The organism is Streptococcus sp. oral taxon 058 str. F0407, assembly GCF_000235485.1.
Classification (GTDB): Bacteria; Bacillota; Bacilli; order Lactobacillales; family Streptococcaceae; genus Streptococcus.
Window position 1 is genome coordinate 180970 of record NZ_JH378889.1, and the last position, 16517, is coordinate 197486.

A 16517-nucleotide genomic window follows, 5' to 3' on the forward strand; every position below is an offset into this window, starting at 1 on the left:
TTCATAAAGTGAAAAGAAGCTAAATAATGCTGGAAAGAACTATCATTTTGGTAGTTCTTTTTTTAAAAATTTGCTATTCTAGACATATGAGAAAAATCAAAATCGATGTGGTTGTAGTGCCCTTAAGTGGGCATCTCTTCCCAACCCTGAATCTGCTCGCACCCTTGTTGAAGGATCCCTTGTATGAGATTCGATTATTTACAGGTCCGCAACGAAAAGCTGTCGCAGAGGAGATGGGATTTCAGGTGCTTCCCATTTTAGAAAATTCTGTAGATGAGTTTGAGCGTGTAGCCAACAATGAAGGGCAATTAAACCTTATTTCTGCTTATCGACAGTTGTCAGCTAGTCTTGATTTGATCAATGTGGTGTCTGACCAACTAGTCCAAGAGTGGCAGCAGAATAGACCTGATATTGTGATTGCGGACTTTATAACCCTCTCTGGAGGACTTGTAGCGGAACAGTTGAATATTCCATGGATTACCACGATGGCGACACAGTTTGCCATTGAAACGACAGATGGACCGCCTTGTTTCTTTGGAGGAATGGGCATTCCAAAAACATCTTTCCAATCTATCCAGCAATGGCTAGGAAGAAAAGGGACTCGTTTAGGAAAACGTATCGTAACCTTTTTATTGAGAGAACGCTTAAAACGTTACGATTTTAAGCTCTACAATAAGAAAGATCAGGAAACCATCTATTCACCCTATTCCATCTTGGGGATTGGGATGAAAGAGGTGGAGCTGAAAAGTGGTTTTCCAGAGCACTATCTTTGGGTGGGACCTTTTGGCTCTTCGATTGAGAGGGCAGAAAATTATCCTCTTGATTTGTCTCCTTATGCAGGTTATAAGAAGATCCTTGTATCCTGCGGCACTCAGCTAGCATGGGCTAAAGACAACCTCCTCTATCAGACACAACAATTGGCAGAAGCACATCCGGACTGTCACTTCTTTGTGACTCTGGGGTTTGGCGGACAAGACTTCCAATGTGAAGAGCTCATGGACAATGTTTCTGTGGTATCCTATCTTCCCTATAAGGAGTACATTCCTCAGATGGATTATGTGATTCATCATGGTGGTGCAGGTATTTTTTACCAGTGTATCATCTATGGTAAGCCTGCCTTGATTCTCCCCCATGACTATGATCAGTATGACTATGCAGTTCGTGGATTAGAGGCAGGGATTGCCTTGACTGCTAAACGAGAGGATACGGAAGCGATTGGACGTGCCTTTGATGAGTTGTTGGCTAGAGATGACTGGTCAGACTTGAACAAACTCAGTCGCGCAGCTCAAATCTATCAGCCAACAGAGATTCTGAAGAGCGAAATACATCGACTCTTAGGGGACAAGGAGAAGTAAAAAAATGAAGAAAGTATTGGTAACAGGTGCTACGGGCTTTCTAGGTAAGTATGTTGTTGAAGAGCTCAGCCAGCATGGCTATCAGGTACGCGCTTTTGGACGCAATCGCAAGGTGGGTCAGTCTTTGGAGAACTCCCTAGTAGTATTTTTCCAGGGAGATTTGACCAAGCAAGAGGATCTGACTCAGGCTTGTCAGGGTATGGATATGGTTGTGCATGCGGGTGCTCTTTCTACCGTCTGGGGACCTTGGGAAGATTTCTACCAGACAAATGTCTTAGGGACCAAGTATGTTCTAGAGGCTTGCCGGGAGGCAGGGATGCAGCGTTTGGTTTATGTGTCGTCGCCTAGCATCTATGCTGCGCCTCGAAACCAGTTAGCTATCAAAGAAAGCGATGCACCTCAGGAAAATAATCTGAACAACTACATTCGTAGTAAGCTGGCTTCGGAGAAGCTTTTTAAGGATTATCCCGATGTTCCGAGTATTGTCTTACGACCTCGTGGACTTTTTGGGATTGGGGATACCAGTATTTTGCCCCGGGTTCTCAAACTCAGTCAGAAGATTGGCATTCCCTTGATAGGGGATGGTCGCCAACTGATGGATATGACCTGTGTGGAAAATGTTGCTCTGGCCATTCGCTTGGCACTAGAAGCTCCTCAAGCTAGTGGCCAAGTCTATAATATTACCAACGGGGAACCAAGAGCCTTTAAGGACCTGATAGAAGAAACCTTGAGAGGACTTGGCTATCCGATAACATACAGAAGAGTACCGGCTCCTCTTTTGTCAGTTATTGCCAGTAGTTTAGAGTTTCTTTATAAGACCTTGAAACTCAAAGGCGAACCAGCTCTGACACGCTATACCTATTACTTGCTGAGATATAGCCAGACACTGGACATCAGCAAGGCGGAGCGAGACTTGAGTTATCGCCCTCAAATCAGTATTTCGGAAGGGATTGAACAATATGTCCAAGATTATCGAAAGCATTGATTATTTACCAGCAGGATACTGTACTAGCTATACAGGTTTGCTATTTAAAGGAGTCAAGAATAAAAAGATGATCTTCCCAGCTGGCGTCTTTCTGATTAAGCATAGAGACAAAGGCTATCTACTATATGATACTGGTTATCATTACGATATTAAGACCCGTCTTCGCTATGGCTTCTATCGGCTAGGAACACCTGTTCAAATGACGGAGAAGGATCAGATTTCATATTTGCTGAAAGCTAAGGGGATCAAACCAGAAGAAATAAACTATGTCATCCTATCTCATCTACATCCAGATCATCTGGGAGGAGCTAGTTTCTTTCCTCATGCAACCTTTATCTTGACAAAAGAAGTATATGAGGTATACCAAAAACCCAAGTTGAAAGACTTAATTTTCAAGGAGTTTTTACCAGCTTCTTTTGAAGAAAATCTAACCATTATCAGAGCTGACCAGCAAGATTCAACTTTTCCCTATCGTCCGATTTGTGATCTTTTCGGAGATGGCAGTATCCTAGTAGCTTCTGTTGACGGGCATGCTAGGGGGCAAGCCTGTCTATATTTTCCAGACCTTAATCTCCTCATTGCAGCAGACCTCTGTTGGGGAATTGACCTCTTGCCTTACACCAAGCAGATGCACTTGATTCCTTCCTTGGTTCAAGATAACAAGGTGGACTATATCAAGGGGACAGAGTTTCTGGAGGAAGTTTTAAAGGCCGGTATCGAGGTAGTTGTTAGCCATGATCCTGTAGAAAGGATAGAGTCAATCTTATATGAAAAAACTAACCTTTCTTAAAACCTTTATCCAAACTCGCTGGCTTCATCATTTCAAATCTCGAGAAGCTGTAGAAAACTATCAGAAAAAGCAATTAGCTAACTATATGGACTTTTTAAAGCGAGAGTCGCCCTACTTTAAAAATGGGGTTCCTAGTAACTTTGACCATATGGACAAGGCTTTTATGATGGAACATTTCAATGAGCTCAACACCCAAGGAGTGGATCGTGATGAAGCCTTAGCCTTGGCTATTGAAAGTGAGAAGACCCGTGATTTCACTGAACTCAAAGGTGAGGTGGCCGTCGGTTTGTCTTCGGGGACATCTGGACATCGGGGCCTCTTTATCACAACAGAGAAAGAGCGAAGTATGTGGGCGGCGGCAATTCTAGCCAAGATGTTGCCCAAAGGTCAACTTTTTGGACACCGCATCGCCTTTTTCCTGAGAGCTGATAATGAACTCTATCAGACTATCAATACTTCCCTCATTCGTTTAGAGTATTTTGATATTTTTAAACATACAGATGAGCATATCGGGCGTCTCAATAGCTACCAACCAACTATTGCGGTGGCACCAGCCTCTATGTTGATTGAATTAAGCAAGCGTCTCAAGGATGGAGAGTTAGCTATTTACCCACAAAAAATCGTTTCGGTGGCAGAAATCTTGGAAGATAGTGATAGGGAACGGATCGCAGAGGCCTTTTCTCTGTCCATCATTGACCAAGTTTATCAGGCGACTGAAGGTTTCTTAGCCTGCACTTGCTCAGCTGGCAATCTGCATCTCAACGAAGACATTATCTTTGTGGAAAAGCAGTATCTAGACGACCGCCGTTTTTATCCAGTGATTACGGACTTTAAACGAAGCAGTCAGCCTGTTTATCGCTACCAGCTCAATGATATCTTGGTTGAAAATCCGGAGCCTTGTCCATGTGGCTCCTGCTATACACGGATTGACAAGGTCGAAGGACGCTCTGACGACATCTTCTATTTCGATGGACTGGATGGGGGTCAAGTGATCATCTATCCTGACTTTATCAGGAGGTGCATCCTCTTTGTGGAGAATGTAGGAGATTACCAAGTCAAGCAACATTCCGAGAAGTTAGTGGAAGTTTGTCTAAGCCAACGAGATGAGGATTTAGAGGCAGCTATTCTAGCTCAATTCCAACTCTTGGCTCAGCAAAAACAGTTCAAAGCCCCAGCAATCCAATTTTCAGATTATCACTGGGATACTAGCCGTAAACTCAAACGTATCCAACGTTTATGAAAGGATAAAAGACAATGACAGAAGTAACAAGACATGTAGAAATCGCAGGTTATGGTGTTTGCCTTCCAAAGCATACTGTCCAATTTAAAGATCAAACTCGTTATCGTGTAGTTGAAAACGAAGAAACCCAACTAGATTTGGCAGAAGCAGCTATCCAGCAGGCACTCGAAAATGCAAATTTGAAAATAGAAGACATTGATTGTCTGGTTTCGGCAAGTGCGGTTGGTGTTCAGCCTATTCCATGTACAGCTGCCTTGATTCATGAACGCGTAGCAAAAGGACTCTCAATTCCAGCAATGGACATCAATACGACCTGTACCAGCTTTATTTCTGCTCTATCGACTATGTCCCACTTGATTGAGGCGGGCGAATACGATCGTGTTTTGATTGTATCCAGTGAGGTTGGAAGTTTGGGGCTTAATCCCAAGCAAAAAGAAAGTTTTGAACTCTTTAGTGATGGGGCGGCAGCTTTTGTTTTTCAAAAAAGTCATCAGGAAAAAGGGGTCATTGCTAGTCTCCAACGTACTTGGTCCGAAGGAGCTCACGATACGGAGATTCGTGGAGGTTTGACATCTTATCAACCCAAAGAGTACTCTGAAGCGACTAAGACCAACTATATGTTTGACATGAAGGGGAAGAAAATCCTCCTCTTGTCTGCACGTAAAATCCCAGTCATGTTTGAAGAGTTTCAAGAAATAACACAACTAGCCTTGGCAGATGTGGACTACATCATTCCTCACCAAGCAAGTCGTGCTCTTCCTTTGGTCATGGAAAAACTAGGTGTGGCCGAGGATCAGTACCTCAATCTCGTCACTGACTATGGAAATATGGTATCAGTCTCTGTACCGTTTGGCTTGGCTTATTCTTTAGATTATGGGCTGGTCAAGGAGGGAGATGTCGTCTACCTTATGGGAACCGCAGCTGGTATGACGGTCAATATGTTGGCTCTGAAATTGTAACAATCATCTAAACACGGAACGGCTGGAACTTTAGAAAAGGTAAAAGGTTGCCATCTCCCCCTGAACTGAGGTATACTAGTAGAAACATTAGTTTATCAAGCGGTTAAGGAGAATGTTAGAAAAGGAAGGGGCTGTATGACAGCTAGAAAAATGCAGCTACTCATGTCCAAGTATGGTTTTAGTATTACCATTATGTTGGCAGAGTTGTTTATCGTCTTTGGTTTATTTATCTATCTAGGGCAAATGGCTCCAATTGTCTGGATTATCCTTGTCATTTTAGTGAGCTTAGCGACCATTGTATCGATTGTCAATCGGTCCATGAATCCGGAAAGCAAGGTGACATGGCTGTTAGTAGCCTTTGTTCCAGTATTTGGTCCCTTACTCTATATCATGTTTGGAGAGCGTCGTTTATCTAAAAAAGAAATGAAGCAGCTAAAGCAGCTTCAATCAATGGTTGATAGAGAGGATAATAGCAGAGCTCTCCGTTTGGAGTTAAAGGAACAAGACAAGTCGGCTTACGGCGTTATCAAATCTCTCCTCAGTATGGATACGAATGCGGATGTCTATAATCGAACAGATACCCATTTCTTCCCTTCAGGGGAAAGCATGTGGCGCCAGATGCTAGAGGATCTCAAGAAAGCTGAGAAATTTATCTTTCTCGAATACTATATCATCGAAGAAGGCTTGATGTGGAACAGCATTTTAGAAATTTTGGAAGAAAAGGCTGCTCAAGGAATAGAAGTCAAACTTCTCTATGATGATATTGGTTGTATGGCAACCTTGCCTGGAGATTACACCATCCAGCTTCGTAGTCGAGGGATTGAAGCCCATAAATTTAATAAGGTGATTCCGCGCTTAACCGTTGCCTATAACAACCGTGATCACCGCAAAATCATGATTATCGATGGGCAGATTGGCTATACAGGTGGTGCCAATCTAGCAGACGAGTATATCAATCATATCGAACGCTTTGGTTACTGGAAGGATAGCGGTATTCGGTTAGATGGTCCAGCAGTAAAGGCTTTTACCAGACTCTTTTTATCCACCTGGTATATCAACCGTGGAGAGATTAGTGATTTTGACCAATACCATCTCGAAAATCAACCCAAAGATGGAATGGGACTTTGTATCCCCTATAGTAGTGGGCCAAAACCCATCTATCGATCCCAGGTTGGGAAAACGGTTTATCAAAACCTTATCAATCAAGCTACAGACTATGTCTATATCACGACGCCCTATCTGATTACTGACTATGATCTCACCGAAAGTATCAAAAATGCAGCTCTGAGAGGGGTAGATGTGAGAATTGTGACGCCGTGTATCCCAGATAAGAAGGTTATTCAGTTAGTTACTCGCGGGGCCTATCCAGATTTGCTATCTGCTGGAGTTCGCATTTACGAGTACAGTCCCGGATTTCTTCATAGCAAGCAAATGCTGGTCGATGGAGAAGCAGCAACAGTTGGAACCATCAATTTTGACTATCGCAGCTTGCTCCACCACTATGAAAATGGCGTTTTGCTTTATAGAACGCAGTCTATCATCGATATTGAAAGGGACTTCGAAGAGATTTTTAAAGTTTCTCAAGAAATTTATCCCCACACGATCAAAACAAGCTGGTATCAAAGCCTGATCAAGGAAATTGTCCAGTTGTTTGCACCTATGCTCTAACTATCCATCAAGATCTAGCCCAAGGCTGGATCTTATTTTTTTGTCTTTTTGCGAATAGATAAGCAGGAGGATGAAAATGCTAAATCAAGAAGAATATGATTTTATCCTAAAGTTTCAAACAAGCAGTTTACACCGTTTTCGAGAGATTGAACGCTATGCTGAGCTAGATAAGAAGTTAAGGAAATATCAATCCCTAGCTGACATTCCTGTAAGATTTTGATATACTAAAACAGATAAACTTACTAGGAGAAATTGAATGAACGTATACGAGGAAAAAGACGAACAGCTAGAAGAATTTCGATACCAGTATCGGGAACGGCTGGATCAAGAGTCTGAATTTGGACTAGAGCGAGGTAAGAAGAAACGCACTCCACTTCCATTTTTTAGTATAGTGATTTGGAGTCTAGCTGCTACAGCTGTCTCTGTGATTTTGCCTCTGATCTTTGGTTTGGTGAGCCCTCAACAGATGCAAGATTTTTATACTGGTTGGGCGCTACACCAGAGTGGGCAGATTTACACGGATTATTATGGTTCAAATGGACTGCTTTATTACGTACTAAACTATCTCTCTCAAGGGAGTATTCTTTTTGCTTTGGTGGAGTGGTTGGCCTTGTTCGGAGCTGGTGTTTTTCTATTTAAATCCGCAGATACCTTGACAGGTCAGGGAGAGCAGGCTAGACAGCTTTTGTTGGTTTTCTATTTGCTTGTAGGCAGTCTGGGATTTGGTGGTAGCTATGCTGTGATTGTAGCGATACCTTTCTTGTTTTATGCTTTTAGTCTAGTTGCTGACTATCTGGATGATCCAAGTAACGATAAAGGTTTCTTGCGAGTTGGGATGAGTTTAGCATTAGCTTTCTTCCTATCACCTATTCCCACAGCCTTGTTTGCAGCCACACTTGCCTTAAGTTTGTTTGGATTTAATATTGCCAAGCGTAAATTTGTTCATGGTTTGTATCAATTTTTCGCATCAGCTCTAGGATTTTCTCTCCTTTTTTATCCAATTGGCTACTACACTGTAATAACAGGAACTTTTGGTGATGCGATTAGCCATACCTTGTATCCAATTGATACGCTTAGTCTATTTTCAAATGCCAATCTTATGGAGAATGCTGCTTTCTATGGCTTGCTATCCATCGGTGTTGGGATTCTGACATTGATCTTTTCAGGATTGTTTCAATCTAAACCAGCCAAACAATCTGCCGTCTCAATAGGCGCTATTTTAGGATTATTAATAACTCTTGCTCTGTTAATTCTTTCAAAGGAACCTTTGCATGGTTCACGTTTGGTAGCGATTTTGCCCTTTCTGACATTGTTATTGTTAACCAACATCAAAGAAGGAAGCCCTGATCGTATCAGTCGTAGTAGACGAAGAGTTCGCTCTTCAGCACTCTTTGGTCGCTACCTCAAGGGAAATTTCTATCTACCATTAGTTGCGATAGTCTATTTACTTTTCCTACCTGTTTTGAGTCGCTATATTTCGCATCCAAGTACTTATCAGGAACGCGAGCAGCTTGCTAGCGTGGTCAAACAGCAAACGAGTTCCGAGGATCGTGTCTATGCTTGGGATAATCGTCCAGATTTCTACCGCTCAAGTGAACGCTTGGCGCCAAGCTCTCTAGTAACACCAACACTCTATACTGCAAGCGACGAGAATAAAACGAAACTAGTCAATGACTTGAAAGAAAATCAACCGAAGATGATTTTGGTCAATCAAAAGGTTGCCTTGTGGTCGGATGTAGAGAGCCTACTTAGTGAAAAATACGAGCTTGTTCAGACGGATAGTAAGGAATTCAAGCTTTATAAATCTAAATAACAAATCAATATCTTGTGTATTTTTAAAAATTTTAGAATTTTTAACACAAGATATTGATTTTTCTTTTTAGAGTGGTATAATATCACTTAAGAAGAAAAATAGAAAAGAGCATGGATATGATTGTATTAGAAGAAAAGCTTGCAACCGTTCCCACATTGTTCGTTGAAAAACGAGATGGTAGACGTGTAGTGTTTGATATAGACAAGATTGACAAAGCTCTCCACAAGGCGGCTGACAAAGTCATGGATGTGACACCCTTGGTCGAAAAACGTCTAAATGGGCTGCTTGAGCGTATTGTTGCGGAAATTCATAGTCGTTTCCCTCAAGGTGTCAAGATTTACGAGATTCAGAATATCGTAGAGCATGAACTCCTTGAAGCCAAAGAATATGCGCTGGCTGAGGAGTATATCACTTATCGGACACAAAGGGATTTTGAGCGCTCAAAAGCGACAGATATCAACTTTAGCATTCATAAGCTTCTCAATAAAGATCAGGCAGTTGTCAATGAAAATGCCAATAAAGACAGTGATATTTTTAACACCCAGCGTGATTTGACAGCAGGGATTGTGGGGAAATCAATCGGACTGCAAATGCTTCCTAAGCACGTAGCCAATGCTCACCAAAAGGGAGATATCCACTATCATGACTTGGACTACAGCCCCTACACGCCGATGACTAACTGCTGTTTGATTGATTTTAAAGGCATGTTGGAAAATGGTTTTAAGATTGGAAATGCAGAGGTAGAGAGTCCTAAGTCTATCCAGACTGCGACAGCTCAGATTTCCCAAATCATTGCTAACGTTGCTTCTAGCCAGTACGGGGGCTGTTCAGCTGACCGTATCGATGAAGTTTTGGCGCCGTATGCAGAGAAGAATTATCAAAAGCACCTAAAGGATGCGGAAGAGTGGGTCTTGCCTGAAAAACGGGAAGATTACGCGTGGAAGAAAACGCAAAAAGATATCTACGATGCCATGCAATCTCTTGAGTATGAAATCAACACCCTCTTCACTTCAAATGGACAAACACCTTTTACTTCACTAGGTTTCGGTCTAGGAACCAATCGTTTTGAGCGTGAAATTCAAAAAGCTATCTTGACCATTCGTATCAAGGGGCTTGGTTCAGAACATCGCACAGCCATCTTTCCTAAACTCATCTTTACGCTGAAAAGAGGACTCAACTTAGAGGAAGGTTCACCTAACTACGATATCAAACAGTTGGCCCTCGAGTGTGCAACCAAGCGGATGTACCCAGATGTCTTGTCCTATGATAAGATTATTGAGCTGACAGGTTCTTTCAAGGTGCCTATGGGTTGCCGCTCTTTCCTCCAAGGATGGAAGGATGAGAATGGTGTCGAGGTCAACTCAGGCCGAATGAATCTAGGTGTTGTGACAGTCAATCTGCCTCGTATCGCCCTCGAGTCTGAAGGGGATCTAAATAAGTTTTGGGAAATCTTCAACGAGCGGATGAACATCGCAGAAGATGCTCTGGTTTACCGTGTTGAACGAACCAAGGAAGCAACACCAGCGAATGCCCCTATCCTCTATCAGTACGGAGCCTTCGGTCGCCGTCTCGGAAAAGAAGAAAGTGTTGACCAACTCTTTAAGAATCGCCGTGCGACAGTTTCGCTGGGCTACATCGGTTTGTACGAAGTGGCTACGGTCTTCTTTGGAAACAGCTGGGAAAGCAATCCTGAAGCCAAGGAATTTACACTGGATATTATTCGCGATATGAAACGTCGTGTGGAAGAGTGGTCTGACCAATATGGTTACCATTTCTCTATCTACTCCACACCGTCTGAAAGTCTGACAGACCGCTTCTGTCGCTTGGATACAGAGAAGTTTGGCTCTATTCCTGACATCACGGACAAGGAATACTACACCAACTCATTCCACTATGATGTCCGTAAAAATCCAACACCGTTTGAAAAATTAGACTTTGAAAAAGTCTACCCAGAAGCAGGTGCGTCAGGAGGCTTTATCCACTATTGTGAATACCCAGTTCTTCAACAAAATCCTAAGGCCCTGGAAGCTGTCTGGGACTATGCCTATGACCGTGTCGGCTATCTAGGAACCAATACCCCGATTGATCGCTGTTACAAGTGTGACTTTGAAGGGGATTTTGAACCAACTGAGAGAGGATTTGCTTGTCCCAACTGTGGCAATAGCGACCCTAAAACAGTAGACGTGGTCAAACGTACGTGTGGTTATCTGGGAAATCCTCAAGCGCGTCCAATGGTTAATGGACGTCACAAGGAAATCGCTGCGCGTGTCAAACACATGAACGGTTCAACCATTAAAACAGCCGGACATGAAGTAACAAATTAGAAGGAAATGGAATGGGGAAATACCAATTAGATGATAAGGGACGCGCTCAAGTGACCCGTTATCACGAGAAACACTCGAAAGGTGGAACAGGTAAAAAAGAACGCTTGCTCAACCTCAAAGAACAGTTTTTAAACAAGAACAAGAAAAAATAAAAGTGAGAGTCTGCTCTCACTTTTCTCTTAATTGGAGGTAAAAATGATACTACGCAGACCAACATTGGCAGATAAAGAAACAGTTTTAGAGATGATGGCAGAGTTTGAACAGACTCAATCAGCCCACGATGGTGGGTTTTGGGATGCTGAGAATTTTGTTTATGAAGAGTGGTTGGAAAGTAATCAGAATCATGAAATGGGGATTAATTTGCCTGAAGGGTGGGTGCCTGATATTCAGTTAGTTGCTTTTTCGAGAGATGGACAAGCCGTAGGGTTTCTCAATCTGAGATTGCGTCTTAATGACTATTTGCTGGAGGTAGGTGGTCATATTGGTTATTCCATCCGCCCGTCTGAAAGAGGTAAGGGTTATGCGAAAGAATCCCTCCGACAAGGTCTACAAGTTGCTAAGGGAAAGAATATTAAACGAGCTTTAGTGACTTGTAGCACAGAAAATCCAGCAAGCCGAGCTGTTATCTTAGCTAATGGTGGGGAGTTGGAGGATGTTCGAAACGGAACGGAGCGCTATTGGATAGAGTTGGAGTAGAAGGATGACATGGAATACACCAAAACCAGGTGAATGGAAAAGCGAGGAGCTTAGTAAGGGGCGAATCATTGACTACAAGGCCTTTAACTTTGTAGATGGAGAAGGCGTACGCAACTCCCTCTATGTCGCAGGTTGTATGTTCCATTGTGAGGGCTGTTATAATGTTGCGACTTGGTCATTCAATGCAGGCATTCCTTATACAGCAGAGTTAGAAGAACAGATTATGGAAGACCTTGCCCAGCCCTATGTTCAAGGCTTGACCTTGCTGGGAGGAGAGCCATTCCTCAATACGGGCATCCTCTTGCCTCTAGTTAAACGCATTCGTAAGGAATTGCCAGATAAAGACATCTGGTCCTGGACAGGTTATACTTGGGAAGAAATGATGCTGGAGACTCCAGACAAACTGGAACTCTTGTCGCTGATCGACATCCTTGTCGATGGTCGTTATGACAAAAGCAAGCGCAATCTCATGCTCCAGTTCCGAGGGTCGTCCAATCAACGCATTATCGATGTGCAAAAATCTCTTAAAAGTGGGCAAATAGTGATTTGGGACAAGCTCAATGACGGAAAAGAAAGCTATGAACAGGTGAAGAGAGAATGAAAAGAAAAGGCTTAATAGATCAACTGGTCACAGAGATCGAAACTGGAAAAGTCAAAACACTGGGGATCTACGGTCACGGAGCATCAGGGAAATCAACCTTTGCTCAAGAATTGTTTCAAGCCCTAGATGCTGAAAAAGTAAATCTACTAGAAACAGACCCCTATATCACCTCGGAACGTCATTTAGTAGTGCCAAAGCAAGCACCAAATCAAAAAGTGACAGCTTGTCTACCAGTGGCGCATGAGCTGGCAAGTTTGGAGAGGGATATTCTCGCCTTGCAGTCAGGTATGGATGTCTTGACGATTGATGAACCTTGGAAGCCAAGCGAAGTCTTATCTGCTTCAAAACCAATACTGATAGTCGAAGGAATGTCTGTAGGCTTTCTACCCAAGGAACTCTTTGATAAGACCGTCTGTTTCTACACGGACGAAGAAACGGAATTAAAGAGGCGCCTAGCTCGAGATACGATTATGAGAAATCGTGATGCATCTTTTGTATTGGCTAGCCATCAGATGAGACGGGAGCAGTATCTGCGATACTATAGAGAAACCGAGTCCGAAGCAGATATCTTAGTGGATCAATCAGAAGATGAATTCAAGGTGAAAATGACTTGTATTATATAGAAGAAAAGATTGATTTTTATAGACGTAAATCAGTAATCTTAGGAAGATGAAAAGAGAAAACAGTTTCATCCTAAAAAAACGAAAAAAACCTAACAAATCCCTTGCAATCGCAGGGGCTTTGTGTTATTCTATTATGGTGCTGTAAATTACAGCCTTAGCTTTGATGCAAGAGGTTGCGACACGCTCGGTTGCATTGCCACGCAACACGCGTCGGTTTTCTTGTGGAGCTAGCCTATTATCTTAAATAGACGAAAAGGAGAAAAAGATGGCAAACAAAAAAATCCGTATCCGTTTGAAAGCTTACGAACACCGTACGCTTGACACAGCGGCTGCAAAAATCGTAGAATCAGCTACTCGTACAGGTGCACAAGTTGCGGGTCCAATCCCACTTCCAACTGAGCGTAGCCTCTACACAATCATTCGTGCGACTCACAAATACAAAGACTCTCGCGAACAATTTGAAATGCGTACACACAAACGCTTGATCGATATCGTTAACCCAACTCAAAAAACAGTTGATGCTTTGATGAAATTGGATCTTCCAAGTGGTGTAAACGTAGAAATCAAGCTTTAATCCAAAGTTTGAAACCTTGAGCATAAAAAACGCTCGTTAAAAACTTTTTGAATAAAAAATATAGAAAAGGAACTATTTTCTCATGACAAAAGGAATCTTAGGGAAAAAAGTGGGAATGACTCAAATCTTCACTGAAGCTGGCGAATTGATCCCTGTAACAGTTATTGAAGCAACTCCAAACGTTGTTCTTCAAGTTAAAACTGTTGAAACAGACGGATACAACGCTATCCAAGTTGGTTTCGATGACAAACGCGAAGTATTGAGCAACAAACCTGCTAAAGGACATGTAGCGAAAGCTAACACGGCTCCTAAGCGCTTCATTCGTGAATTCAAAAACGTTGAAGGCTTGGAAGTTGGTGCTGAAATCACAGTTGAAACATTCGCAGCTGGAGACGTTGTTGACGTAACTGGTACTTCTAAAGGTAAAGGTTTCCAAGGTGTTATCAAACGCCACGGACAATCACGTGGACCAATGGCTCACGGTTCTCGTTACCACCGTCGTCCAGGTTCTATGGGACCTGTTGCACCTAACCGCGTATTCAAAGGTAAAAACCTTGCAGGACGTATGGGTGGCGACCGTGTAACAATTCAAAACCTTGAGGTTGTACAAGTTGTTCCAGAAAAGAACGTTATCCTTATCAAAGGTAACGTACCAGGTGCTAAGAAATCTCTTATCACTATCAAATCAGCAGTTAAAGCTGGTAAATAATAAAGAAAGGGGAAATCAGTCACAATGGCAAACGTAACATTATTTGACCAAACTGGTAAAGAAGCTGGCCAAGTTGTTCTTAACGATGCAGTATTTGGTATCGAACCAAATGAATCAGTTGTGTTTGATGTGATCATCAGCCAACGCGCAAGCCTTCGTCAAGGAACACACGCTGTTAAAAACCGCTCTGCAGTATCAGGTGGTGGACGCAAACCATGGCGTCAAAAAGGAACTGGACGTGCTCGTCAAGGTTCTATCCGCTCACCACAATGGCGTGGTGGTGGTGTTGTCTTCGGACCAACTCCACGTTCATACGGCTACAAACTTCCACAAAAAGTTCGTCGCCTAGCACTTAAATCAGTTTACTCTGAAAAAGTTGCTGAAAACAAATTCGTAGCTGTAGACGCTCTTTCATTTACAGCTCCAAAAACTGCTGAATTTGCAAAAGTTCTTGCAGCATTGAGCATCGATTCTAAAGTTCTTGTTATCCTTGAAGAAGGAAATGAATTCGCAGCTCTTTCAGCTCGTAACCTTCCAAACGTGAAAGTTGCAACCGCTACAACTGCAAGTGTTCTTGACATCGCAAATAGCGACAAACTTCTTGTCACACAAGCAGCTATCTCTAAAATCGAGGAGGTTCTTGCATAATGAATTTGTATGATGTTATCAAAAAACCTGTCATCACTGAAAGCTCAATGGCTCAACTTGAAGCAGGCAAATATGTATTTGAAGTTGACACTCGTGCACACAAACTTTTGATCAAGCAAGCTGTTGAAGCTGCTTTCGAAGGTGTTAAAGTTGCCAACGTTAACACAATCAACGTAAAACCAAAAGCTAAACGTGTTGGACGTTACACTGGTTTTACTAACAAAACTAAAAAAGCTATCATCACACTTACAGCTGATTCAAAAGCAATCGAGTTGTTTGCTGCTGAAGCTGAATAATCTAAGGAGGAAATATCGTGGGAATTCGTGTTTATAAACCAACAACAAACGGTCGCCGTAATATGACTTCTTTGGATTTCGCTGAAATCACAACAAGCACTCCTGAAAAATCATTGCTTGTTGCTTTGAAGAACAAGGCTGGTCGTAACAACAACGGTCGTATCACTGTTCGTCACCAAGGTGGTGGACACAAACGTTTCTACCGTTTGGTTGACTTCAAACGTAACAAAGACAACGTTGAAGCAGTTGTTAAAACAATCGAGTACGATCCAAACCGTTCTGCAAACATCGCCCTTGTACACTACACTGACGGTGTGAAAGCATACATCATTGCTCCAAAAGGTCTTGAAGTTGGTCAACGTATCGTTTCAGGTCCAGAAGCAGATATCAAAGTCGGAAACGCACTTCCACTTGCCAACATCCCAGTTGGTACTTTGATCCACAACATCGAGTTGAAACCAGGTCGTGGTGGAGAATTGGTACGTGCAGCTGGAGCTTCTGCTCAAGTATTGGGGCAAGAAGGTAAATATGTTCTTGTTCGTCTTCAATCTGGCGAAGTACGTATGATTCTTGGAACTTGTCGTGCAACAGTTGGTGTTGTCGGAAACGAACAACATGGACTTGTGAACCTTGGTAAAGCAGGACGTAGTCGTTGGAAAGGTATCCGCCCAACAGTTCGTGGTTCTGTAATGAACCCTAACGATCACCCACACGGTGGTGGTGAAGGTAAAGCACCAGTTGGTCGTAAAGCGCCATCTACTCCATGGGGCAAACCTGCTCTTGGTCTTAAAACTCGTAACAAGAAAGCGAAATCTGACAAACTTATCGTTCGTCGTCGCAACGAAAAATAATAGTAAACTAGTCGCTTAAGCAACTAGGAAATCCGCCAGCTCGGTAGCGCTCCATGTGAGCGCAAGCCGCTGTGGTACAACATTTAAAGGAGAAAATATAAAAATGGGACGCAGTCTTAAAAAAGGACCTTTCGTCGATGAGCATTTGATGAAAAAAGTTGAAGCTCAAGCAAACGACGAAAAGAAAAAAGTTATCAAAACTTGGTCACGTCGTTCAACGATTTTCCCAAGTTTCATTGGTTACACTATCGCAGTTTATGACGGACGTAAACACGTACCTGTTTACATCCAAGAAGACATGGTAGGTCACAAACTTGGTGAATTTGCACCAACTCGTACTTACAAAGGTCACGCTGCAGACGACAAGAAAACACGTAGAAAATAA

General features: G+C 42.6%; 19 protein-coding genes. All 19 read left to right on the forward strand.

Annotated elements, in window-relative coordinates; translation table 11 throughout:
• Nucleotides 1-86: 86 nt before the first annotated feature.
• The 19 genes from HMPREF9184_RS07975 to rpsS all read left to right on the forward strand — a co-directional run bounded on the left by HMPREF9184_RS07975 (nt 87) and on the right by rpsS (nt 16517).
• Complete coding sequence (locus tag HMPREF9184_RS07975; RefSeq protein ID WP_033586047.1) at nt 87-1355, forward strand: glycosyltransferase; 1269 nt, start codon at nt 87-89, stop codon at nt 1353-1355.
• A 4-nt stretch (nt 1356-1359) separates the two neighbouring features.
• Nucleotides 1360-2340: an NAD-dependent epimerase/dehydratase family protein gene (locus tag HMPREF9184_RS07980; protein WP_000757299.1), complete on the forward strand. Its 981-nt coding sequence runs from the start codon at nt 1360-1362 to the stop codon at nt 2338-2340.
• Nucleotides 2315-3130, forward strand: a complete 816-nt coding sequence (locus HMPREF9184_RS07985; protein ID WP_000034637.1) for an MBL fold metallo-hydrolase — start codon at nt 2315-2317, stop codon at nt 3128-3130. Before HMPREF9184_RS07980 ends, HMPREF9184_RS07985 begins: the two co-directional genes overlap by 26 nt.
• Complete coding sequence (locus tag HMPREF9184_RS07990) at nt 3108-4370, forward strand: F390 synthetase-related protein (protein ID WP_000736946.1); 1263 nt, start codon at nt 3108-3110, stop codon at nt 4368-4370. Before HMPREF9184_RS07985 ends, HMPREF9184_RS07990 begins: the two co-directional genes overlap by 23 nt.
• Nucleotides 4371-4384: 14 nt before the next feature.
• On the forward strand, nt 4385-5329 hold the full coding sequence (locus HMPREF9184_RS07995; protein WP_000141291.1) for a 3-oxoacyl-[acyl-carrier-protein] synthase III C-terminal domain-containing protein: 945 nt from the start codon (nt 4385-4387) through the stop codon (nt 5327-5329).
• 135 nt (nt 5330-5464) lie between these two features.
• On the forward strand, nt 5465-6997 hold the full coding sequence (gene cls / locus HMPREF9184_RS08000) for a cardiolipin synthase (protein ID WP_000126969.1): 1533 nt from the start codon (nt 5465-5467) through the stop codon (nt 6995-6997).
• A gap of 76 nt (nt 6998-7073) precedes the next feature.
• Complete coding sequence (locus tag HMPREF9184_RS09770; RefSeq protein ID WP_000934022.1) at nt 7074-7217, forward strand: hypothetical protein; 144 nt, start codon at nt 7074-7076, stop codon at nt 7215-7217.
• A 36-nt stretch (nt 7218-7253) separates the two neighbouring features.
• A complete protein-coding gene (locus tag HMPREF9184_RS08005; protein ID WP_001103704.1) occupies nt 7254-8810 on the forward strand; it encodes a hypothetical protein in 1557 nt (518 codons plus the stop codon).
• A 116-nt stretch (nt 8811-8926) separates the two neighbouring features.
• Entirely contained in the window at nt 8927-11134 is a 2208-nt protein-coding gene (nrdD, locus tag HMPREF9184_RS08010; RefSeq protein WP_033586048.1) for an anaerobic ribonucleoside-triphosphate reductase, read from the forward strand.
• An 11-nt stretch (nt 11135-11145) separates the two neighbouring features.
• A complete protein-coding gene (locus tag HMPREF9184_RS09685; protein ID WP_000521623.1) occupies nt 11146-11286 on the forward strand; it encodes a hypothetical protein in 141 nt (46 codons plus the stop codon).
• Between the two features lie 43 nt (nt 11287-11329).
• Nucleotides 11330-11830 carry a GNAT family N-acetyltransferase gene (locus tag HMPREF9184_RS08020; RefSeq protein ID WP_000603390.1) on the forward strand — a complete coding sequence of 167 codons (501 nt, stop codon included), beginning with the start codon at nt 11330-11332 and terminating at the stop codon, nt 11828-11830.
• A gap of 4 nt (nt 11831-11834) precedes the next feature.
• Nucleotides 11835-12431: an anaerobic ribonucleoside-triphosphate reductase activating protein gene (nrdG, locus tag HMPREF9184_RS08025; protein ID WP_000220154.1), complete on the forward strand. Its 597-nt coding sequence runs from the start codon at nt 11835-11837 to the stop codon at nt 12429-12431.
• Nucleotides 12428-13054: a uridine kinase family protein gene (locus HMPREF9184_RS08030; RefSeq protein WP_000823134.1), complete on the forward strand. Its 627-nt coding sequence runs from the start codon at nt 12428-12430 to the stop codon at nt 13052-13054. The genes nrdG and HMPREF9184_RS08030 overlap by 4 nt, the downstream gene beginning before the upstream one ends.
• A gap of 265 nt (nt 13055-13319) precedes the next feature.
• Nucleotides 13320-13628 carry a 30S ribosomal protein S10 gene (gene rpsJ / locus HMPREF9184_RS08035; protein ID WP_001284513.1) on the forward strand — a complete coding sequence of 103 codons (309 nt, stop codon included), beginning with the start codon at nt 13320-13322 and terminating at the stop codon, nt 13626-13628.
• A gap of 82 nt (nt 13629-13710) precedes the next feature.
• The gene (gene rplC, locus HMPREF9184_RS08040; protein ID WP_000160197.1) at nt 13711-14337 is read left to right on the forward strand and encodes a 50S ribosomal protein L3; all 627 of its coding nucleotides are present in this window, start codon (nt 13711-13713) and stop codon (nt 14335-14337) included.
• 24 nt (nt 14338-14361) lie between these two features.
• Complete coding sequence (gene rplD, locus HMPREF9184_RS08045; protein WP_000024537.1) at nt 14362-14985, forward strand: 50S ribosomal protein L4; 624 nt, start codon at nt 14362-14364, stop codon at nt 14983-14985.
• A complete protein-coding gene (locus HMPREF9184_RS08050; RefSeq protein WP_001055347.1) occupies nt 14985-15281 on the forward strand; it encodes a 50S ribosomal protein L23 in 297 nt (98 codons plus the stop codon). The genes rplD and HMPREF9184_RS08050 overlap by 1 nt, the downstream gene beginning before the upstream one ends.
• A gap of 17 nt (nt 15282-15298) precedes the next feature.
• A complete protein-coding gene (gene rplB, locus HMPREF9184_RS08055; RefSeq protein ID WP_000512905.1) occupies nt 15299-16132 on the forward strand; it encodes a 50S ribosomal protein L2 in 834 nt (277 codons plus the stop codon).
• A 103-nt stretch (nt 16133-16235) separates the two neighbouring features.
• The gene (gene rpsS / locus HMPREF9184_RS08060; RefSeq protein ID WP_000533766.1) at nt 16236-16517 is read left to right on the forward strand and encodes a 30S ribosomal protein S19; all 282 of its coding nucleotides are present in this window, start codon (nt 16236-16238) and stop codon (nt 16515-16517) included.

What these genes read in the sequence shown, in the direction of transcription:
- HMPREF9184_RS07980 (WP_000757299.1), top strand. Translation starts at nt 1,360, where the DNA reads ATGAAGAAAGTATTGGTAACAGGTGCTACGGGCTTTCTAGGTAAGTAT.
- HMPREF9184_RS09685 (WP_000521623.1), top strand. Translation starts at nt 11,146, where the DNA reads ATGGGGAAATACCAATTAGATGATAAGGGACGCGCTCAAGTGACCCGT.
- rpsJ (WP_001284513.1), top strand. Translation starts at nt 13,320, where the DNA reads ATGGCAAACAAAAAAATCCGTATCCGTTTGAAAGCTTACGAACACCGT.
- HMPREF9184_RS08050 (WP_001055347.1), top strand. Translation starts at nt 14,985, where the DNA reads ATGAATTTGTATGATGTTATCAAAAAACCTGTCATCACTGAAAGCTCA.
- cls (WP_000126969.1), top strand. Translation starts at nt 5,465, where the DNA reads ATGACAGCTAGAAAAATGCAGCTACTCATGTCCAAGTATGGTTTTAGT.
- HMPREF9184_RS07985 (WP_000034637.1), top strand. Translation starts at nt 2,315, where the DNA reads ATGTCCAAGATTATCGAAAGCATTGATTATTTACCAGCAGGATACTGT.
- rplC (WP_000160197.1), top strand. Translation starts at nt 13,711, where the DNA reads ATGACAAAAGGAATCTTAGGGAAAAAAGTGGGAATGACTCAAATCTTC.
- HMPREF9184_RS08020 (WP_000603390.1), top strand. Translation starts at nt 11,330, where the DNA reads ATGATACTACGCAGACCAACATTGGCAGATAAAGAAACAGTTTTAGAG.
- HMPREF9184_RS08030 (WP_000823134.1), top strand. Translation starts at nt 12,428, where the DNA reads ATGAAAAGAAAAGGCTTAATAGATCAACTGGTCACAGAGATCGAAACT.
- HMPREF9184_RS08005 (WP_001103704.1), top strand. Translation starts at nt 7,254, where the DNA reads ATGAACGTATACGAGGAAAAAGACGAACAGCTAGAAGAATTTCGATAC.
- nrdG (WP_000220154.1), top strand. Translation starts at nt 11,835, where the DNA reads ATGACATGGAATACACCAAAACCAGGTGAATGGAAAAGCGAGGAGCTT.
- HMPREF9184_RS07995 (WP_000141291.1), top strand. Translation starts at nt 4,385, where the DNA reads ATGACAGAAGTAACAAGACATGTAGAAATCGCAGGTTATGGTGTTTGC.
- rpsS (WP_000533766.1), top strand. Translation starts at nt 16,236, where the DNA reads ATGGGACGCAGTCTTAAAAAAGGACCTTTCGTCGATGAGCATTTGATG.
- HMPREF9184_RS07990 (WP_000736946.1), top strand. Translation starts at nt 3,108, where the DNA reads ATGAAAAAACTAACCTTTCTTAAAACCTTTATCCAAACTCGCTGGCTT.
- HMPREF9184_RS07975 (WP_033586047.1), top strand. Translation starts at nt 87, where the DNA reads ATGAGAAAAATCAAAATCGATGTGGTTGTAGTGCCCTTAAGTGGGCAT.
- nrdD (WP_033586048.1), top strand. Translation starts at nt 8,927, where the DNA reads ATGATTGTATTAGAAGAAAAGCTTGCAACCGTTCCCACATTGTTCGTT.
- HMPREF9184_RS09770 (WP_000934022.1), top strand. Translation starts at nt 7,074, where the DNA reads ATGCTAAATCAAGAAGAATATGATTTTATCCTAAAGTTTCAAACAAGC.
- rplD (WP_000024537.1), top strand. Translation starts at nt 14,362, where the DNA reads ATGGCAAACGTAACATTATTTGACCAAACTGGTAAAGAAGCTGGCCAA.